Annotated in this window: 19 protein-coding genes; 6 read left to right on the top strand and 13 right to left on the bottom strand. The window is 43.8% G+C overall.

All coding sequences use genetic code 11. The features are described from left to right. Window positions 1-246 precede the first annotated feature (246 nt). Entirely contained in the window at window positions 247-918 is a 672-nt protein-coding gene (locus HQM11_10875; GenBank protein ID MBF0351526.1) for a hypothetical protein, read from the top strand. Then, window positions 915-3,308: a PBP1A family penicillin-binding protein gene (locus HQM11_10870; protein MBF0351525.1), complete on the top strand. Its 2,394-nt coding sequence runs from the start codon at window positions 915-917 to the stop codon at window positions 3,306-3,308. Before HQM11_10875 ends, HQM11_10870 begins: the two co-directional genes overlap by 4 nt. Window positions 3,309-3,329: 21 nt before the next feature. Here the strand turns inward: HQM11_10870 and HQM11_10865 are convergent, their stop codons facing one another. After that, entirely contained in the window at window positions 3,330-4,280 is a 951-nt protein-coding gene (locus tag HQM11_10865) for a UbiA family prenyltransferase (GenBank protein ID MBF0351524.1), read from the bottom strand. 34 nt (window positions 4,281-4,314) lie between these two features. Beyond that, complete coding sequence (locus tag HQM11_10860) at window positions 4,315-4,650, bottom strand: hypothetical protein (GenBank protein ID MBF0351523.1); 336 nt, start codon at window positions 4,648-4,650, stop codon at window positions 4,315-4,317. 327 nt (window positions 4,651-4,977) lie between these two features. On the opposite strand from HQM11_10860, the gene HQM11_10855 reads away from it, so the two are divergent. The 3 genes from HQM11_10855 to HQM11_10845 are packed head-to-tail and all read left to right on the top strand — an operon-like array spanning window position 4,978 to window position 8,031. Beyond that, complete coding sequence (locus HQM11_10855) at window positions 4,978-6,138, top strand: PEGA domain-containing protein (GenBank protein ID MBF0351522.1); 1,161 nt, start codon at window positions 4,978-4,980, stop codon at window positions 6,136-6,138. 15 nt (window positions 6,139-6,153) lie between these two features. Next, complete coding sequence (locus tag HQM11_10850) at window positions 6,154-7,527, top strand: wax ester/triacylglycerol synthase family O-acyltransferase (protein MBF0351521.1); 1,374 nt, start codon at window positions 6,154-6,156, stop codon at window positions 7,525-7,527. Window positions 7,528-7,557: 30 nt separating this feature from the next. Beyond that, entirely contained in the window at window positions 7,558-8,031 is a 474-nt protein-coding gene (locus HQM11_10845) for a nuclear transport factor 2 family protein (GenBank protein MBF0351520.1), read from the top strand. A 4-nt stretch (window positions 8,032-8,035) separates the two neighbouring features. Here the strand turns inward: HQM11_10845 and HQM11_10840 are convergent, their stop codons facing one another. After that, complete coding sequence (locus HQM11_10840; protein ID MBF0351519.1) at window positions 8,036-9,787, bottom strand: BatA domain-containing protein; 1,752 nt, start codon at window positions 9,785-9,787, stop codon at window positions 8,036-8,038. 98 nt (window positions 9,788-9,885) lie between these two features. Between HQM11_10840 and HQM11_10835 the strand changes: the two genes are divergently transcribed. Continuing rightward, window positions 9,886-10,050, top strand: coding sequence for a hypothetical protein (locus HQM11_10835; GenBank protein MBF0351518.1), 165 nt, complete (start codon window positions 9,886-9,888; stop codon window positions 10,048-10,050). 4 nt (window positions 10,051-10,054) lie between these two features. Here HQM11_10835 and yidC read toward each other — a convergent pair whose 3' ends face one another. The 10 genes from yidC to HQM11_10785 form a co-directional block, all read right to left on the bottom strand. After that, entirely contained in the window at window positions 10,055-11,764 is a 1,710-nt protein-coding gene (gene yidC, locus HQM11_10830) for a membrane protein insertase YidC (GenBank protein MBF0351517.1), read from the bottom strand. A gap of 6 nt (window positions 11,765-11,770) precedes the next feature. Next, entirely contained in the window at window positions 11,771-12,082 is a 312-nt protein-coding gene (yidD, locus tag HQM11_10825) for a membrane protein insertion efficiency factor YidD (protein MBF0351516.1), read from the bottom strand. Beyond that, window positions 12,079-12,441: a ribonuclease P protein component gene (rnpA, locus tag HQM11_10820; protein ID MBF0351515.1), complete on the bottom strand. Its 363-nt coding sequence runs from the start codon at window positions 12,439-12,441 to the stop codon at window positions 12,079-12,081. The genes yidD and rnpA overlap by 4 nt, the downstream gene beginning before the upstream one ends. A gap of 2 nt (window positions 12,442-12,443) precedes the next feature. Beyond that, entirely contained in the window at window positions 12,444-12,578 is a 135-nt protein-coding gene (rpmH, locus tag HQM11_10815; GenBank protein ID MBF0351514.1) for a 50S ribosomal protein L34, read from the bottom strand. A gap of 255 nt (window positions 12,579-12,833) precedes the next feature. Then, entirely contained in the window at window positions 12,834-13,109 is a 276-nt protein-coding gene (locus HQM11_10810) for an HU family DNA-binding protein (GenBank protein MBF0351513.1), read from the bottom strand. A gap of 290 nt (window positions 13,110-13,399) precedes the next feature. Next, the gene (locus tag HQM11_10805) at window positions 13,400-14,056 is read right to left on the bottom strand and encodes an HAD family hydrolase (GenBank protein ID MBF0351512.1); all 657 of its coding nucleotides are present in this window, start codon (window positions 14,054-14,056) and stop codon (window positions 13,400-13,402) included. A 48-nt stretch (window positions 14,057-14,104) separates the two neighbouring features. Beyond that, window positions 14,105-15,160 (bottom strand): DNA polymerase III subunit delta, encoded by a 1,056-nt coding sequence (gene holA / locus HQM11_10800; GenBank protein MBF0351511.1) that lies wholly within the window; start codon window positions 15,158-15,160, stop codon window positions 14,105-14,107. Continuing rightward, window positions 15,129-17,426, bottom strand: coding sequence for a phosphoenolpyruvate--protein phosphotransferase (gene ptsP / locus HQM11_10795; protein ID MBF0351510.1), 2,298 nt, complete (start codon window positions 17,424-17,426; stop codon window positions 15,129-15,131). Before ptsP ends, holA begins: the two co-directional genes overlap by 32 nt. A 17-nt stretch (window positions 17,427-17,443) precedes the next feature. Further along, complete coding sequence (locus tag HQM11_10790; GenBank protein ID MBF0351509.1) at window positions 17,444-17,782, bottom strand: P-II family nitrogen regulator; 339 nt, start codon at window positions 17,780-17,782, stop codon at window positions 17,444-17,446. Between the two features lie 219 nt (window positions 17,783-18,001). Next, complete coding sequence (locus tag HQM11_10785; GenBank protein ID MBF0351508.1) at window positions 18,002-18,901, bottom strand: adenylyltransferase/cytidyltransferase family protein; 900 nt, start codon at window positions 18,899-18,901, stop codon at window positions 18,002-18,004. Window positions 18,902-18,920 lie beyond the last annotated feature (19 nt).

The following is an 18,920-nucleotide window of genomic DNA, read 5'->3' as shown; positions in this document are numbered from 1 at the left end:
ATTCATGCTGAGGCCTTGAATATTATCTCAAGGCCTTTCTCTTCATCCCGCCCTCAATATTCTCCGGTTTTAAGGTTCTCACTGACCATTTATCCTTCAGCTATTAGAAAAATCTGAAGATTTGCTTTAAATTTTTGCTCAACATCATTATCAATGCACATTGAAATAATTCCTGCTGTAAATAATTTGGTGATGAAATCCTGTGGCCCGCCACGATGTCATCCCCGTGAAAAAGGGGATCCAGGAGTGCGCCGATGGATTCCGTGTCAAGCACGGAATGACACCGTGCGATGGCTTGATTCGGTTGCCGTCACCAGAAAATTTACAGCAACAAATAATTTATATAATGATTTTCTTCAACATTGTGGTCACTCCATGTTTGTTAAGACAATATTATTAGTTGTGGCCATTGCTCTTGGATTCTGGCTTCTGCGTTCCAAAAAAAAACATTTGTTTCAACGGTATAAACCTCCTGTAAAAGTAATCACCCAGATCAGGGGTTCCCGGGTGGTGGCTTATCTTGGACTTGAGACACCACTGGAATGTCTGATGGCTGATGAAACCAGATTTGGCGAGAGTTTCCGTTTGAAGCAACTGTCACAGTTTCCTCATGGCGCCAACTGTAGATGTTCTATCCAGCCAATATCGTTTTCCTCTACCGAAGTTTTTGAGGGAGCTTTAAGAACTCAAGGTGGGAATGAATCCGAAGTCGGTTTCCTGAGTTCCACAGAGGCCTCAGCCCTCAAAAAAATGTTACTGGGGTTGTATTCACATCCACTGCCCTTAACCTTTGAAATGTTTTGCCAACAATTTGATTTTAATAATATTGAGCCTGCTACATATAAGTTGATGGTTGAGCTGATCAAAAAAGGTTTTGATCGGCATCAAGCAGAGACTTCAGGGGGAGAAAATCTATGATATTCAACAAACCAGTCATCAAGTGGTTCCTTATCAGTGTTGTTGTATTAGGCGTCTTATCTATCACTGGCGTCAGCTTCTTTTTATATAAACTCAGCACGGAACTGCCTGAAAATCTGCATGCGCTTGAACAACCTGACTATACCCTGCCTACGATAATTTATGATCGTGAAGGCAATCAGGTGGATGAACTTTTTATCCATCGCAGGGTTGTCGTGCCGTTTGAAAGTTTTCCCCCACACCTGATTCAAGCTTTGATTGCCAGCGAAGACAGCCGCTTCTGGTCGCATTCCGGAATTGATATAATCCGGATGATCAAAGCCTTTGTGGTGAACCTCCAGGCCGGAGGATTTGCACAGGGCGCCAGCACGTTAACCCAACAAACAGCACGTCAGTTTCTGCTTTCACGGGAGAAAAAACTGATCCGCAAGCTCAAGGAAATTTTATTAGCCATCAGAATTGAGCGACAGTTTACCAAACAGGAAATCATCACACTCTATCTGAATAAAGTATTTCTCGGCAACGCTGAAGGCGTAGAAGCTTCGGCTCAGGACTATTTCGGTAAGCACACTGAAGAATTGTCATTATCCGATTGTGCCATGCTGGTAGGATTGCTGCCCGCGCCGTCATTATACGCACCGCATGTGAATCCAGAGTTGGCACTACGACAACGCAACCGTGTGCTGGGACGCATGGAAGAAGAAGGATTTATCTCACCTGAAGAACAGGAGATGACCAGCAATCAACCAATCAAACTCAGTAAAATTTATGATTCAACTTCTGAAGCCACCGCCTATTTCGTGGAACATGCCAGACGTTATCTTATTGAAAAATATGGTTCTGAAAAACTCTACAATGGTGGGATGAAAGTGTATTTGACCATGGATCTGGATTATCAGATCGCGGCTCATGAAGCACTTCAGAAGGGAATTCTGGAACTGGATAAACGCCAGGGATATCTCGGACCCTTAAAAACGCTTGAAATCGATCCCGTAACCGGACGTCTGTCTTCAAAGGAAATTGAAAAAATCACCCGCAAAAACCATTTCACTTTGGGTGATACGGTGGAGGGAGTCATAATCAGTATCAATAAAAATCATGCCCTTGTGAGCATGGGTGAACAGACAGGAATTCTGGAATGGACTGATCTCAGAACATGGGGAAATCGAAAATTACCTGATGGAACCAGAATTCCTATAGAAAAAATTGAGGACATGCTCAGCATTGGCGATGTGATTCAGGTTACGTTGGAAGATTTTGATACACGGCAACGTTTGTTCTATCTGTCACTGCATCAGGAACCTGTGGTCAATGGCGCCTTGCTGGCAATGGTCCCTCAAACCGGGAATGTGATTGCCATGTCGGGGGGCTATAGTTATAACAACAGTCAATTCAATCGGGCAATCCAGGCAAAACGCCAACCAGGTTCATCCTTCAAGCCAATTGTTTATTCAGCCGCCCTCGATGCCGGTTATACCCTGGCTACATCGCTGGTGGACAGTCCGATCGCCTATAAAACTAAATCCGCGCAAAATCTGGATGAAATCTGGATGCCAACCAATTATGGAAACAAACTTCTGGGTGAGGTTTCCCTGAAAACAGCGCTGGTCAAAAGCTTGAATCTGCCAACCATCCGGTTGGTGAGAGAACTTGGTCCTGAGCACATCATTGAATACGCGAAAAAACTCGGCATTGTGTCAGAAATGAACAATAACCTCACCATCGGGTTAGGCACACTTTCGGCGACACTTCTCGAAATGAATACTGTGTTCGCAACCTTCGCCAATAGCGGGAAACGGCCCAAACCCATTTTTATTTCACGTGTGGAAGATCGAAATGGTGAAGTTCTGGAAGAATATCACTCCGAATCCATCCAGGTGATTTCTGAAGAAACCGCCTTTTTAATGACTACCGCGCTGAGAGAGGTTGTGGAGCATGGAACAGGATGGCGTGCCAGAACAATTGGTCGCCCATCCGCAGGGAAAACAGGCACTACCAATAAAAGTATTGATGCCTGGTATCTGGGTTATATCCCCCAGTTGCTTACCGGGATTTATGTCGGCTATGACGCGCCTCAGCCTATGGGGAAAAGTGAAAGCGGATCTTATGCGGCCGCACCGATCTGGGTAGAATTCATGAAAAAGGCCACAGCCAACATGCGGACAGAACAATTTCCTCAACCCTCAAGCATTGTGACCCTGAAGATTCATAAAACAGGACGAAGGGCATCCCCGTGTGACCCTGCGGATGAAACCTTTTATGAACACTTCGCGCCCGGCACAGAACCGCCTGTCGATCCACAGCAATCCCGCTTTTGCGAGCTTCAGCAATCGGTCAATACGCCCAATGAGGAATCACCACAGGAAGAAGAAATCGATCTGCAATTGTAAGACGTAAGATTGAAGGAAAACCTATTGAATTCCCCGTTCGACAATCATGGCGGCTATGATGGCACCATAGCCCAGCAAGCCACTGAGTCCTACCATGCCTTCATTCATTTTCCGTCCTTTTTCAGTGGGGTTCCGGATGAATTGAATCAGACTGAACCAGGACAAGCCAAAGGCTAAACATAAAATCACAAGCCCGGTGTTGAAGGTGGCGGTCTGAACAATTTCGCGCATGAGCCATAACTGGCAAATCAGTACAACGGCCTGCAAGGTCATGATGATATAGGCGGACCCCTTTGTTCCATAGGCTTTGGAATAGGAATCGACCCCTTCACGTTCTTCTTCAGGACCACGTGTTTTTCGCGTCAGTTCAAACGCCATTCCACTGATGAATGACAGCGCCATCAATAACAACCCCGCAACATTGAGTGGCTCCACCCCTGCCGGAGAAGCCCCCAGATTCATGAGCCAGAACAATACCATCGGCATCAACACCATGTGAGACACAGCATATAGTGTGATATGTTTTTCCAGCCATTCCCCGCAGAAAAATTCCTTACTCATCAGTAAAAACCAGATGAACACAACTCCCAGAGACATGACCACAGGTCCCAGACCATGATCCAGCCACAGGGACCAGCCTACAATGATGCCCAAGGCGCCAGCGCCCAGGGTTTGCAAATTTTCCAGAGTGATCAATCCTCGTTGAAGCACACGTTCAGGATAGTTTCTGACATCACTCTCATAATCCTTGTGTTCATCCACCACCCGGATCAGTAAAAACAATGCCCAGGTGACCAGACAACCACCCAGATCATTTTTTCCGACAAGGATGGGACCTTCTGCGGTGATCATGCGTCCCAGAAAGGCCGCGCAAAAATACAGGGTAAAAAACATGATGGCATTGGGCAAAGGGAACCGTTCATGAACCCAAGCCATCAATCGGTTTATATACGGGTCAGTTTTTGCTGTCATAGGACTCCTGAAATAATTTCACATGGCAGGTATTTTACGCAATCAGATTAAACTCAAGAGTATGATTCTTAAACCAGTGTTGATACTCTTGGTTCCTCTTTAAGGCAGTCACTGAAGCCAAAGCCACACTCCCCGCCTTAGACCAACTCATTCCATTGTTTTTTTGTCTATCCGCCACGAGCAGATCATTGGCATTTTCTCCCTGATTACTCGAATTGCGTAGCCCCAACTGTTTTCGTATCTCATCGGCCAAAATCAGGGGTCGATTTTTTTCCAGATACCAAATCAGATGAAGGAGTTCTTCCTGATTTTTGATCTGACTTTCTGGAAGTTGTCTCAACAACTCACTGGCCTGTTCCACTAAAACCATGCCAGTGAAGATGCAAGAGTTGATCCAGAATTTTTTAATTAGCCGCTGTCGCTTGATTTAGTCGTGGGGTCAACTCGACCAAGGGGAGAGATCTTGAATATTGTGAAATCAGTAGTTTAAGAAGATAAAGATCCCATACATCTGTTCGGAGTCACACAAAAAGAATATTGTGACAACAACTAATGATACAAGGCATTGCAAATTGAATTAGATTCTGACACAACAAAAGTACAGTCTTTGCATCAGCGTTCCATCAATGCACATTCAGGGAGTGGATGAGCATGTTTTGATTGATTTATTGATTCTTATTTGCCGAGGAGAAATGTTATGAAACAAGGGTTCATTACTTTGATATTATTCATGATCATAAACACTTCAGTGTTTGCTCAAAGCCTGCTCACAGAGGTTCCTGTTCAAAAAGCACCTGTGCCTTCCATGCCAATGGATGAGATCTGCCGAATTGAGAAAGATCGTTATTTTGCCTTTATCCCTGAAACGAACCGGTTGATTATTCCTGAAATGTATCTGGAAAAAATTCAGAACAAGGAACAGATTTTTAAACCTCTCATGACTAAAATAATCCTGAAATTCCAGAAACCGTACACCACCAATTTATATTCCATTGTGAATATCGGAAATGATCAGCCAATCCCGGTGTCCTACATTGTGGAAAAAGAAAAAATTACTGTGATCGATAAAAAAACATTCAAATTTATGGATGATGCCCCCCAGACTGATTTTTTAACCATCCTTCTTCCTGTGGATCGAAGTCAGGTTTTCAATAACAGAATACAGTTGGAAGTCAGAAAATCAACGATCACAGAGACTCACAAAGTATGTATCCATGAACAAGACTGTGATGTATGCAACCTCAATATTGAACTGGTGAAGGGAATGTTTCAGTATCAGACCAGCACCTATCAGGAAGAGGATCGTAAAAAAATCAAACTTTCCATTACTGAAAACAATATTCCGTTGAAAATAATCACGAATGGGGATGGAACCAATAACTTTGATCTGGCAAAAACCCTTACAACCAAGGACAAACCTGAAAGCTTTGTCGTGGAATTTGTTCCTGTGGATGATCAGGTTCAGGTTGGTAATTTCCTGATTGTGGCTAACTACGGTGATAATCAGGATTTGTACCAAGAGCTGAATGTTCTGGTTAAAGGGCAGGCTTTTGAACAATATGTCCAGATTCGTGATCAATCAACAGTTGCCGAAACCATGAAAAAAATTGCTGGAGTCAATCCAGATTCATTACGTTCCAGCGGAACCTGTAAATTTGAAATTCGATCCAATGTTCACAAGGATGCTGTCACGATCAACAACAAGCATTACGAATCGACGCCAGTAGAATTCATTGCCAGCAAAAACCAACAATATATGGTCGCAGTCTCCAAAGATGGATATCAAACACAAACCTCCATTTTATCCTGCGAAAAAGATCCTGTAACGGTTAAATTTCTGTTGCCAACCAGTCGATAATATTGAGGATGCGTCATGAGTGAATTTGAAAAAATGGGGAGTGCGGATGTCGCTTGGCTCCGAATGGATGAACCCAATAATTTGATGATCATCAACTCTGTATTGATGTTCGAAGAACCTCTAACAACAGAGGTTCTCAACAAACTTCTGGAACAACGTCTGCTGATTTACCCCAGGTTTCGACAGAAAGTGGTCAAAACGCAGGTCAAATTTGTGTGGCAGGATGATGAAAATTTTTTACTGGATAACCATGTACAAGTCCATGAACTGGAACAGAACGAAGACAAGGAAACAGCTCTCAAGAGCCTGATCAGCCAGATGATGAACCAACCTCTTGATCCATCCAGACCCCTTTGGAAAGCAACGCTTGTTCAAAATTATGGAACAACAGGCTCCGCGTTGATTTTAAGGATCCATCACTGCCTGGCAGATGGAATCGCACTGGTGGGTGTCTTGCTTTCATTGACTGATGAAAAACCCGGGATGGCACCGACCCACACAGTTTTGCCTGAATTTTCGCTCAATGCCAGTGAACCTTTAGTCAACAATCTGAATGATGTGATTCCGGTTTTTAAAAGATTGGCTCACAGGACTTTTAAAACTCTTACCAATCCCGGTGAAATGGCACGGGTTTTAAATTTGTCATGGAGATTTTTTCTGGCGTTGATCAAAGTTCTGTTTTTATGGCCAGATACCTTCACTCCCTTGAAAGGCAATCTGTCGGGAGAAAAAAAAGTAGCCTGGTCCAATCCCATTCCTGTGGCAAAATTCAAGGAGGCAGGGAATACACTGGATGCAAAAATCAACGATCTTGCCATTGCCGCCGCGACAGGCTCGATTCAACGGTATTTTAAAAAACATGCCTATCCTTATGTTGGGAAAAATGTCAGGGTGGTGGTTCCAGTCAATTTACGTCCGATGGAAGAATTCAGTCAGATGGGGAATCGGTTTGGCGTGATCTTTCTCCCGCTGCCGATTGGTGTTGAATCTCCCGGAGAACGTCTGGAAGAAGTGAAACGCAGGATGAATCGTATCAAGTCATCTCTTGAAGCCGTGGTATCGTTTGGGATGCTCCAGTTTTTAGGCAAGGTTCCGCATTTGATTCAAAGATTGATGATATTTATTTTCAGTTTGAGAGGAACTGCCGTATTGACCAATGTTCCCGGTCCAAAATCCGAAATATTTTTGGCGGATATCCCCCTGAGTAAGATCATGTTCTGGGTTCCACAAAGCGGAAATATTGGAATTGGTCTCAGTATATTGAGCTACGGTGGAAATATTTTGTTTGGTGTGGTTTCGGACACCAGCCTGATTCAGGAACCTGATGAAATCGCCAAAGGCTTTGAAGAAGAAATTGAAGCACTGTATCAACTATCACCAGGCGCATAATCGCGATAACATTTTAGTTTTTCAATCCTCATGGCGTCTCATCAAATACGACTGGAGTCGTTCTTTAAGGCGATAATCCAACTGGATTATGAGGCCATTTCTTCTTTTTATTCACCTGAGGCAGTCTACAGCAGTCCTGTCTTTGATAAAATTACAGGTCCTGAGATTCATGGCATGTGGCGCCTTGTGTGTGAAATGTCCCATGAAATAGACATCAAAATTGGTCATATTGAAGTTCATGACCAGGAATGTGAAGTTTCATGGCTCCTCAAATATGACATTCCTGTTCTGAAAAAAATAATCGAGCAACCTGTTCATTCCATTTTTAAAATGGATGGAAACGGCATTATTTCGCATGAGGATCAATACAATTTTGCCCAATGGAGCGGGATGCTCCTGGGACATTGGGGCGTGACCTTTGGACATCTCTCGTTATTACAATTGTTTTTCAGAAAAGTTGTCCGTCAGGTTCTGCTACGGGATATGCGACGATGGGGCGATTGAACCCTCAGGTATTCGATCTTCCAATCAGAAGTATTCTCAAAGAAACAAGGATTTCAATCAGCAATAAAACGGATAATATCCACAATAACCACCAGTGCAAGGTGTCGGAAGAAGATTGACCCTGCTGACGATTCCACTGAAGATGCCGTTGTTTGAGAAATACGCTCATATCCTCAATCTGTTCCTCACTCATGAATTCAGCAAGACTCTCTTTTTTTGAAATATTCATGGAAAAACGCTGAGTTTTCCCGTTCTGATTCAATTCATAAGTGCCTGGCATCCAATACATTAGGGGAGAACCCTGAATTTCAGCCAGTATGGAATTCCCTTCAAAATTTCCCAAGAGCCTTAGCCTGTTTTCTTTGAGAATCGTTTGCAGCGTCTGGCTGAATTGTTCCGCAAACTGACTGTCCTTATACAGACTTCCCCACTCTGGAGAAATTCCTGTCCTAAACAACCAGAGATTTGATGCTGAAGTCTTTTGTAGCCAGTTATTGATCGGCAGGATGCTATCAGATTCAATGAGGGATGCGGATTCCCAGGAAATGATCCATTGATCAACAGGCGTATTCTTGTTCCCATTCCTCTTCTGATCTGTCTCAGGGCGTTGGGCGGCAAATTTCCAGTCGTTGAGTCTTGAGGGAATAAACAATTTGAATCCAGTGTCTTGAGGCAACTCCTGCCAACGCAATGGATGATCACCCAATAATATCACGCCATCTGCCCGGGATTGTTTCAAATCCTCCACGGTATCAACAATAAAGGAAGTGATATGTTCTGCATTGAGCAGTGCTTTGAGTTCATGCAGGCCATGCCGATAGATACTTTCCATGCCTTCAGAAGTTATGAGAGCAACCACAGTTTGTTTTTCAGCGTTTCGCTGGTAGAAATGGCTGTTATCTCCCAGCCATTCCTTTCGTTCTGGAACAATCACGATTTTTACGGGACGTGAGTGATCATAAGCAGGCAGTGGAATATCCACAGATAGAGGATGCTGTTTCCAGTTCAACAGTGATTCCGACAAAACCTTATCCGCCTGTGTGATGACAAGTTTGACAGCCTGATTTTGAGAATTTCCGGTTATTGTGGCGTGAAATTCGTTCAATTCGGGGTGCTTGATTTCAATTCGAATGTTTTCAATCCATAGGTTTTCTTCATTCAATTCAGGCGATAAGCGGTGCATTACCCATTCAAATCCGGCAGATGACGAAAAATAATGCTGGTATTGTGACGTCTGAAAGTCAGACCATAAATGAACTTTGATCATCAACCCGGGAGGTTTCTGTTGGTCGTCCAGATATTTTTGAATCGCTGTTTCCAGTTGGGTGATTCCCGGGGATAAGGGAAATATATCCTCATTCGAGGTATCTGATTCCAGAGGTTGAACCGGAGTTCGCTTGAATATCTCTGAATATGTTAGTACCCGACCTCGGGGGATCGCTGGTTTGGAGTAGTTCCCTTCCTGAACGCTAAGTGTGTCGTCCCACACCTGGAGTTCTTCCACACCGCGATCCCCCATCCAGTAAGGTCCTGCCAACAATACGCAAAATAATCCAATGATCAGTGATCGAAGGAGTTTCAAAAGCCAGTGTCGTGTTGACCAGTTTATTTTTTCAGACTGGTTATGGGCTGGAAACAGGAACAGAGCTGAATGCCCCACGGCCTTGGGATCACGTTGCTGAATCAACGGCCAGATCCATGGGAGTATCATGAGAGGAAGGGCGGTTAACCACCAGAAATTCATAAAATACAGCATGGTTCTCTCAATTGAAGAGCCTTTCGGTATGAAATTTGAATTTCCTTTTTCTGACAAAAAAATCCGCAAACATCAACTCGATCGTCTCGGAGGTACTTATGGGAACCTATGATGAGGAAAAATACATGCGGGCGCAGATTCAGGAAATTGATCACTATCTTGAAATGAATGGGAGGGATAATCCTAATACCATCATCAAGCGGTGGATTGAACTTTATGCGGAAGAATATCGCCGTCAATGGGAAAAACGATATTCTTCATAAAAAGTCATTCCATTTCAGGGGTTTTAATGTTGTTGATCAGATATTGTTGACCAATGGACAGGATGTTGCTTGTGATCCAGTAAATGACCAGACCTGATGGAAAAGAAAATGTAAAAAATGTAAAGATTATCGGCAACATTTGCATCATTTTGGCCTGGGTCGGATCCATCATGGTGGTGGGTGTCATTTTTTGCTGAAAAAACATGGTTATCCCCATCAGCAACGGTGTAATGGCCAACCCATCTCTGGCAGACAGATCATTGAGCCAGAAAATAAAAGGAGCGTGTCGCAATTCAATCGCACTGGATAACGCACTGTACAACCCGAAAAAAATCGGAATCTGCAAGACCAACGGAAGGCATCCTCCCAAGGGATTGACCTTATGTTTCCGATACATCTCCAGCATCTCCAAGTTCAGCTTTTCCTTGTTATTTTTATATTTTTCCTGCAACCGTTTCATCTTGGGTTGAAGTTGCTGCATTTTTTTCATGGATTTCATGCCCTTGAAAGTCAGCGGAAACAAAACCAGCCGCACAATCACAGTCAGAATAATAATTGCAACCCCATAATTTCCGACATAGCCATAAATCCAGCGTAACAGTGCCAGCAATGGTTGTGCAATGCTGGCCAGGGTCATATTCATGGACCCCTCAAGCTTTCGACCAAAGACGGCCATGGCCTGCTCTTCCTTGGGGCCGGCAAAAATTTCAAACCGGGCTTCAATCTGTTTATTGGGCATCAAATCCACATTCGGTAAACGCACCCCGAAATAGGGAACCTCTTCCTTACCATTGGGGCCAAAGACGGATTTCGCATGAAAATAACCAAACCGGACAGGCGTTTGTGGAGCGACTGCCCTGATAAAATAATGGTCTTCAAGTCCCAACCATTTCATAACGGGAATCTGCATTTCCTGTTCAAGATCTGAACTTGATTCAGTTTCAATGCTATCATCCACATAATAAACGGCTCCCGTATGTGCATTACTTGTCGCAGCGTCAGGAACTTTGCCTTCGCCAAATATCTGTCTGATTTTAAGGGATTGTTCAGTAGCGGACCGGTTGATCACTTGAAAGGAATAATTCATCACATACGATTCCGCATTGAACTGGAATGTTTTGATGACCTGAAGTCCCTTGATAACGGGGGATGTAAGAACCAGTTTGTTGTCAATTCCAGCAACAACATCCAACCTTTCAACATTCGCGGCGTAAACGACCCTGCTGAATAATTTTGTCAGTTCTGGCGCATCTTCAAATTCCATTGTCATGGCACGTTCATTTTCAAGACTGTTGTTCAGTAATTCAACGAGATTGTCATTGGTTTCATGGGGACTATCCTTCCCCAGCACAAAGCTGAGAAGCGGAAGCCATCGAACCAGACTCAGGTGTTCTTTTTTGTGCTGATACTGTTTCAACTGAATATTTTCCAGAATTCCACCACGTGTATTCACCATATAGCGAAACTGAATATTTTCGACGGGAATCAACAGGGGCTTGAGGTCAGTCTTTATTTCAGTAAATTCGGCTTCCATTGGTGATTCGGGTGCCGAAGTCAAAGAAGAAGGCATGTCAGTTGTCTCTTCCTGAGAAGTGATGACTGTTTCAAGGGCTGGTTGAGAGGTGATTTCCGGTGGTGTCGGCGGGAATAGCAACGACCATCCTGCCAGGATTACAAATGAAATAAATATTGCGAGAAATGTTTTTGTTTCCATAAAGCGTCAATGGGTATTCTCTGAAGTGTGAAAATGCTTTTCGGGAACCGGATCAAGACCCCCGGGATGAAACGGATGACATTTGAGTATGCGTTGAAGACTCAGCCAGGAGCCATAAAAAATTCCATGCCGATGATATGCTTCCAAAGCATAATGCGAACAGGAGGGATAAAAACGGCAAGAAGGAGGCAAAAAAGGAGAAATCAAATATTGATATCCTCGAATCAACCATAAAATACCGAGGAGTATTTTCTCCCGGAGAATCGTGAGAATATGAGTCGGATGATCCCCTTTGAATTCATCGGGAAGTTCTTTCATGATGAAGCGTGTCCCTGTTCCATCTGTTGAAATAAATACAGGATGCTTTTCTGAATGGTGGCAAAAGTGACTGAATACTGAGGAGGCCGGGTGATAAACAGGCAGATGTCAAAACCACCCTGAAATTTCACCTGGGTTAACCGTATTGCTTCACGAATCAACCGTTTTAGCAGATTCCGCACTGGAGCGGAGCCGACTTTTTTTTTGATAGAAATCAAATACCGGTTGTAGCCCAAATCATTCTTTAAATATTTGGCACCCAAGATGCCTTTACGGCAATACAGACCATTTTCCCAAATGGCCTGTATTTCGTTCTGACGGCTTAAGCGAATGTTTTTGGGAAAACCAAAAGACTTCACGATCAGACAGACAACCGTTTTCTTCCTTTGGCTCGACGGCGGTTAATCACCAAACGGCCACCGGGGGTTGACATTCTGGCGCGGAAACCATGTTTCATTTTTCGTCGATGATTGTTGGGCTGAAATGTCCGTTTCATAACTCATTATCCTGATAAAAATATAATTTCTGGAAATAATTAAACGTGTGAAGCTGGATTTGTTACATGATAAAATCGGGCATGACAAGCTTTTTGTTCACCTCAAATGAGGTGTGTCAAGGGAGGCTCATCGTTTAGTCAATGAAGTTAAGAAACCACATCTCCAGTTCTATGTTGTGCCAGGCGGTTGAAGGGGATTCGTCAGGGTAGGCCTCAAAGAAAATGGGAGGTTTTTTACCCCTCCCATCTGCATAATTACTTGTTTACGGCATCTTTCAATTTGCTGCCAACTTTGAATTTGACAGATTTGGATGCAGGGATTTTCAATTCTTCTTTGGTTCGTGGATTTCTTCCAATTCGTGCTGGACGCTCGGAAACAGAGAAAGTTCCAAAACCAATCAGGGGAATGGTTTCACCTTTGGCCAAAGCGTCTTCAATCGCTTTGATGGTTGCGTTGAGAAATCGTTCTGCATCTGCTTTGGTTCGTTCTGCATTGTCTGCAATTGCTGCCACTAATTCTGCCTTAGTCATGTGTTTTTCCTATTAATAATAATTTTTAAAATTTCTTGTGAAAAACTTTACCCGTTCTATTCAAAATCTCTCACAAGTTGACTCATCGAGTTGTTAAATTCAAGAAGATGCTGAACCCATCATTCCTGAATTGCTGGGGCTTACGGTCCCTGAAGGACTGCCAAGCTTCTAACGTCCTTGATTTTAGAAGTCAAGCCTCTTGAATTATTAATTTCAGTTTTTATGAGATTCCTCATATTTCCCTTTCGAAAGCTGAAAAATACAGAGCTGGCAAACATTTGTCATGCCTTTTAGGTTGACGGCATTTCCATGATCATCCACTCCTGTTTTTCAGCAAAATCTTTCAGCAATGGATCTGGTGTGACGGCAACAGGGTGTGCAACTTCCTGCAGTAAAGGAATATCATTCCGGGAATCGCTGTAAAACCAACTTCCCGAGGTATCCTCGTCATGCAAAGACAACCATTCTTTCAGTTTTGCCACCTTCCCATCCCTGAAACAGGGGATCCCACTGATCTTGCCTGTGAAACTGCCCTTGATAATTTCAGCCTGGCTGGCCAGCAAATGCGGTATTTCCAGATAATTCGCGATGGGTGTCGTGATGAAATCATTGGTAGCCGTGATAAGCAACAGGGTATGTTGTTGGTTTCGATGCCATTCCAGTCGTGGTAACATCCACTTTCTGATCCTGTGCCATATTTTTTCAGATAGAAATTTGGTTCGGTGGGCTTCAAGGATAGTGATGTCATATTTTGCCAGAGGTGCCAGAACAAAGGACTGGTATTCACGGATATTCAATGTTCCTTCTTCGTATTGCTTGTGATATGCGTTCATCTGATCCAGCGATCTGTTATGGACCATTCCCATATTCAACAAATATTCCATCCAAAATACTTCGCTATCGCCTTCCAGAAGTGTGTTATCCAGATCAAACAGAGCCAGTGTCATGTGATTCCTTATAAAAATTTAAAAGATTCTGATCTGATAAAACGGATATCAGGATGATAGACAAATAGATTGAAACAGATCCTGAAGCATTGTCTGCGCCAGATGGGGATGATACTTGAAGGGGAGATCCATGGTTCCAAGTCGATGATAAATCTGTTCGAGTTCATGTGTTTTAAAATTTCTGGCTTGCGCGACCACCTGACGCCCCAGAAAAGGATGCATACCCAGAGATCCCAGTATTTCATCCTCAGGAGCTTGTCTGCGTTTGAGATAGTGAATCATGAGAAGTTTACGAAATTGCTGATGAATCAACACAAACAGCTTCACATAATCTTTGGCGGACTCCATCATCACCTGTTCAAGGGTTTCCAGCGCTGGAACAATTTGTTTCAGTGACAAGGCCTGAATGATCCTGAAGACAGAAAAATGCTTATAACCCTGAACATGGTCCAGAAGAAATTGTTCTGTCAATGTGCTCCTGGAGATATTCATCAGAGATAGTTTTTCCATCTCCTGATCCAGATCATTCAAATCATTACCAACGAGTTCAATCAGCAATTCAGCCATTCCACGGGATAACGGCAAGTTTTTTTGTGAGGCACGTTTCAGCAACCAATCGACCGGAGTTGAATCCTCGTAAGCCACAAATTTGATCACTTTGCCATTTTTTTTGACTTCTTTAAGCAACAGAGAATTCAGATTTTTATCGCTCATGGCTGAGCTGGTGAGCAGATACCTGAAAGCTGGATGGGGCGATCGTATAGAATTCAGGAGAACATGGAGCAACCGCCCTTCCTTGCCGTTGCCAGGCTTTGCGGAGGTAGCGAGGACTTCACAGTGATCCAGTCTGATGACTTTTAAATCTGTCAGAAACGGCAAAGTTTCACAGGATGTCTGAAACTGATCCAGCGTAACTCCCTGAGAATTATCCTTGAGCAGTTCTATCGCGTCAAACCGCTCAAGAGCATCCTGACGGTCTCGTTGTTCCAACAGTTGTTTTGTCAGATTTTCTGTGGTTTCATCAACCAGTAACTGCTGATTGCCATAAATCAAATGCAGAATTGGCAGCATGTCAGGACACAGTGTGTGTTTCGAAATAGTCATTGATCATGCGTCGGACATCCTGAGGATGTGATGAATCCATGGCTTGTCTGGCTAATCCTCGAGCGTCTTCCAGGGTAACGGCAGATAACCGGGCTTTGATGGTTGGAATCAACGGAGCGTTCATGCTGAGAAGTGTCAGTCCCATTCCGACAAGAATCACACAGCCATCGGGATCTGAAGCCATTTCTCCACAAATTTCAATGGGAATATTAAACTTCTGTGCCATCTGGATGAGTTGATACATCATTTTTAAAACAGAGGGATGGAGCGGGTCATATAAATGCGAAATGAGCGGGTTATTCCGATCCACGGCCAGGACATACTGGGTGAGGTCATTACTACCAATGGAGCAGAAATCAATTTCCGGCATGAACCATTCACTTTGAAGAATGGCTCCGGGTACCTCAAACATCATACCAATTTTTAATTCGCCCGGTTCATAGTTTTCATTTCTAAGTTCGTTTCGGCAATCCTGATAGATCTGTTTGGCTTCCTGCAATTCTCTCAAATCTGTGATCATGGGAAACAACAGACATATATTTTTTCTGGAACCCACGGTCAACAACAAGGCCTTGATTTGCTGTTTGAGAATTTCAGGATTTTGAAGTTGCCGCCTCAATGCACGAAACCCGAGAAACGGGTTTTCTTCGTCAGCAAATCCCATGTAAGGCGCTGATTTGTCGGCGCCCAGATCAAGAGTTCTAAAAATCAGTGACTGTTCGGGACCGATGCTCTGCAATACTTTCTGATAGGTTTCAACCTGTTGTGGAATGCTGGGGTAACTATCGAGCGAAAGAAAATAGATTTCGCTACGGTACAATCCGATTCCTTCAGCACCATAATGGTCCAGCAACTGGCAATCATTCTGGAGTCCCACATTGGCCATCACGGTAATCCTGATTCCATCCTTGGTCTGGCAAGGAAGTTCCCTGAATTTTTCCAGGTATTCATTGTATCGTTGTTGTTCCAGCAGAAGGCGTTGAAAGGTCGTGATTTCTTCACCGCCCGGATTGATGACAATGATACCACTCTTGCCATCCAGCGCTAATTGCTCACCTTCCTTGATTTCAAGCAGGACATTGTCTGAAACACATATTGCTGGAATCAGCAATGATCTCGCCAGGATTGCCGCATGAGACACCACCCCACCGGAGGACATGACAAGACCCTTGATTTTGCTTGTATCCAGGCGGGCCACATCACTTGGCAGCAATTGTCTGCTGATCAGTATCCCTTCTTTTTCTGTGATTGTGGAAGGCGCATGACCAATTTGATAGAGCAGACGATAGCCAACGTCCTTGAGATCTGCACCTTTTTCTTTAAGGTATGGATCATCAATGGCATCAAACGCCCTGAGATGTTCTTGTACGATATGATAAATCGACCACGCCGCAGAGGCTCCCAGCTCAATGTTCCGTAATATTTTTTCCTGAAATCCCCGATCTTCGAGAAACAGCAAGTGGACATGAAGAATTGAGGCTTCTTCTGGCGTTAGATATTCTGAAACCTTGTCAATCAACTGCAGGATATCAGTGATTGTGCGTTCTAAAGCATCATTGAAGTCCTTGAGTTCTTTGGCAACGGGCTGTGTTGCCTGATACACCGGCTCTTCCAGAGTTGCTTCCTGTAGAACAATGGCTTTGCCCAGTGCAAAGCCGGAAGCGATAGGTGTGCCTTTGACCTGAGATGTTTCCTTGCGATAGGGATTGGAACTTTGCCGGGAGAAGTCTGTCGATAAATCCAGTTTTTTAATCAGGATGGCTTTTGAGATCAACCCCACAATCTGGGACGCGATCGTTACCAGAATATGCTCTTCTTCTTCTGTGAAATTACGACAGTCAATGGTGTGGACCACCAGCACACCGATACCTTTTCGATGTTCAATGAGTGGAACCCCCAGAAAAGAAGAAAATTGTTCTTCACGAGTTTGTGAAAAATATTTGAAACGCGGATGGAGCCGCATTTCCGCCACTTGCACTGGTTCGGAAAGTTCAAGGACAAGTCCAACCAGACCTTCTTCCGGCAGAATTTTAACTGAATCCACCGAGTCCTGGCTCAGACCATAAGTGGCTTTGAGGGTGAGTGCACTGTCGTCAGCATCAAAGATATAAATGGAGCATGCGTCCACATGCATGCGTTCCGCAATCATCCTTGCTGTCAGCGCAAGAGTTTCATAGGCATCATGGGATGACGTGATGATCCTGCTGATTTCCGCGAGGGTCTTGAGAACAGAAAATCGTTCATTAGAGGGAAGAGAATCAATCATCTTCCCTCCTGAATGGCTCAGATTGCGTTATCGTCCATCTCGCCAGTTCGGATTCGAACCACTTTTTCGAGATCATATACAAAGATTTTACCATCCCCGATTTTTCCTGTTTTTGATTTTTGCTGAATCACATCAATTACTTCTTGTGTCTTATCATCATTGACCACCACTTCTACCTTAATTTTGGGGAGAAAATCAATCTCATATTCTGCTCCACGGTATAATTCGGTGTGCCCTTTCTGACGTCCAAAACCTTTTACTTCGGAAATAGTTAAGCCTTTAATGCCAATAGCAGCAAGGCCATCTTTCACTTCATCTAATTTAAAGGGCTTGATAATCGCTTCAACTTTTTTCATTGGATTCTCCTTGTGTGCGTAATTTCCTCAAAAATGAGGTATTGAATGAATTGAGTTCACGCAAATATTGGGTGAGGTTGATCAAGATTCAAGGCTAATCTTAAATCAGCAATTCCTGTGCCACTGAATTTGCCTCCTGAGTCCAGCGATTTATCACGAATTCCCGGTTGATACTTTCAATCTTCTGCTTAAAAAAACATCATTGCTGGTGAAACAAGGTTAAATTTTGGACATCGCCCGCACATTCTGAATCAGATGACTCGAGGAGAACTCCCCAATCAACTCCAGAGTGATCAATTTTCCACCTTTTGATTCAACAAGCTGTTTTTCCCGGGCGATGCGTTCAGGTTCAAAACTGCCCCCCTTCACATGAACGGCGGGCGCAATCCGGTCAATCATGTACAAGGGATTGTCTCCATGAAATGGTACAACCCAGTCCACACAACGTAACATGGATAATGCCTCCATGCGTTCCCGTTGTAAAAAAACTGGTCGTTGATTTCCCTTTCTATCACGAATAGAGGCATCGTCATTGACCATGATGATCAATAAATTCCCATGACTACGAGCCTCCTGAAGATAGCGCACATGACCCGGATGCAATAAATCAAAACTCCCGTTGGTTGTAACGATTTGAAGCGAATTCTGTTTCCATTCAGACACCCTGGAGGCAAGTTCATGTTCCTGAATTATTTTCCCTGAACATTGTTTTTCCTCGGGATAGTGTGACCATGCGCCACTTTCAATTCTCGTTTTCAACAATCGACTGGCTTCGCTCTCTGTCATTGAAACATCCAGCAAAACAACAGGGATATTCGCCGGTAAATTGATTGCAGATAAATCCTGATCTTTACACGCAAAAAAAACGTCAACATCAGGTGTGACTCCGGTTGCGGAAACCAAACCCGCATGTTCCACATAATGAGTCGCCGCAATCATTTCTGCTCGAATATCACCAGACCACACTGTGTCAGAATTGGCATCGGTGATCAGGATATCCAGATGCTCACATTGATTTCCCACAATTTGCAGGGTCATCTCATGCCATGCATTGAATAAATCAAAGGCTCCGATCAAGCACCCATGGTGTATTTTTTTCGGGGTATGTGTCTCTGCCATATACGATTCTGTTTTATGC

Source organism: SAR324 cluster bacterium, from assembly GCA_015232315.1.
Taxonomy (GTDB): domain Bacteria; phylum SAR324; class SAR324; order SAR324; family NAC60-12; genus JADFZZ01.
This window is presented reverse-complemented; position numbering and strand designations above follow the sequence as displayed.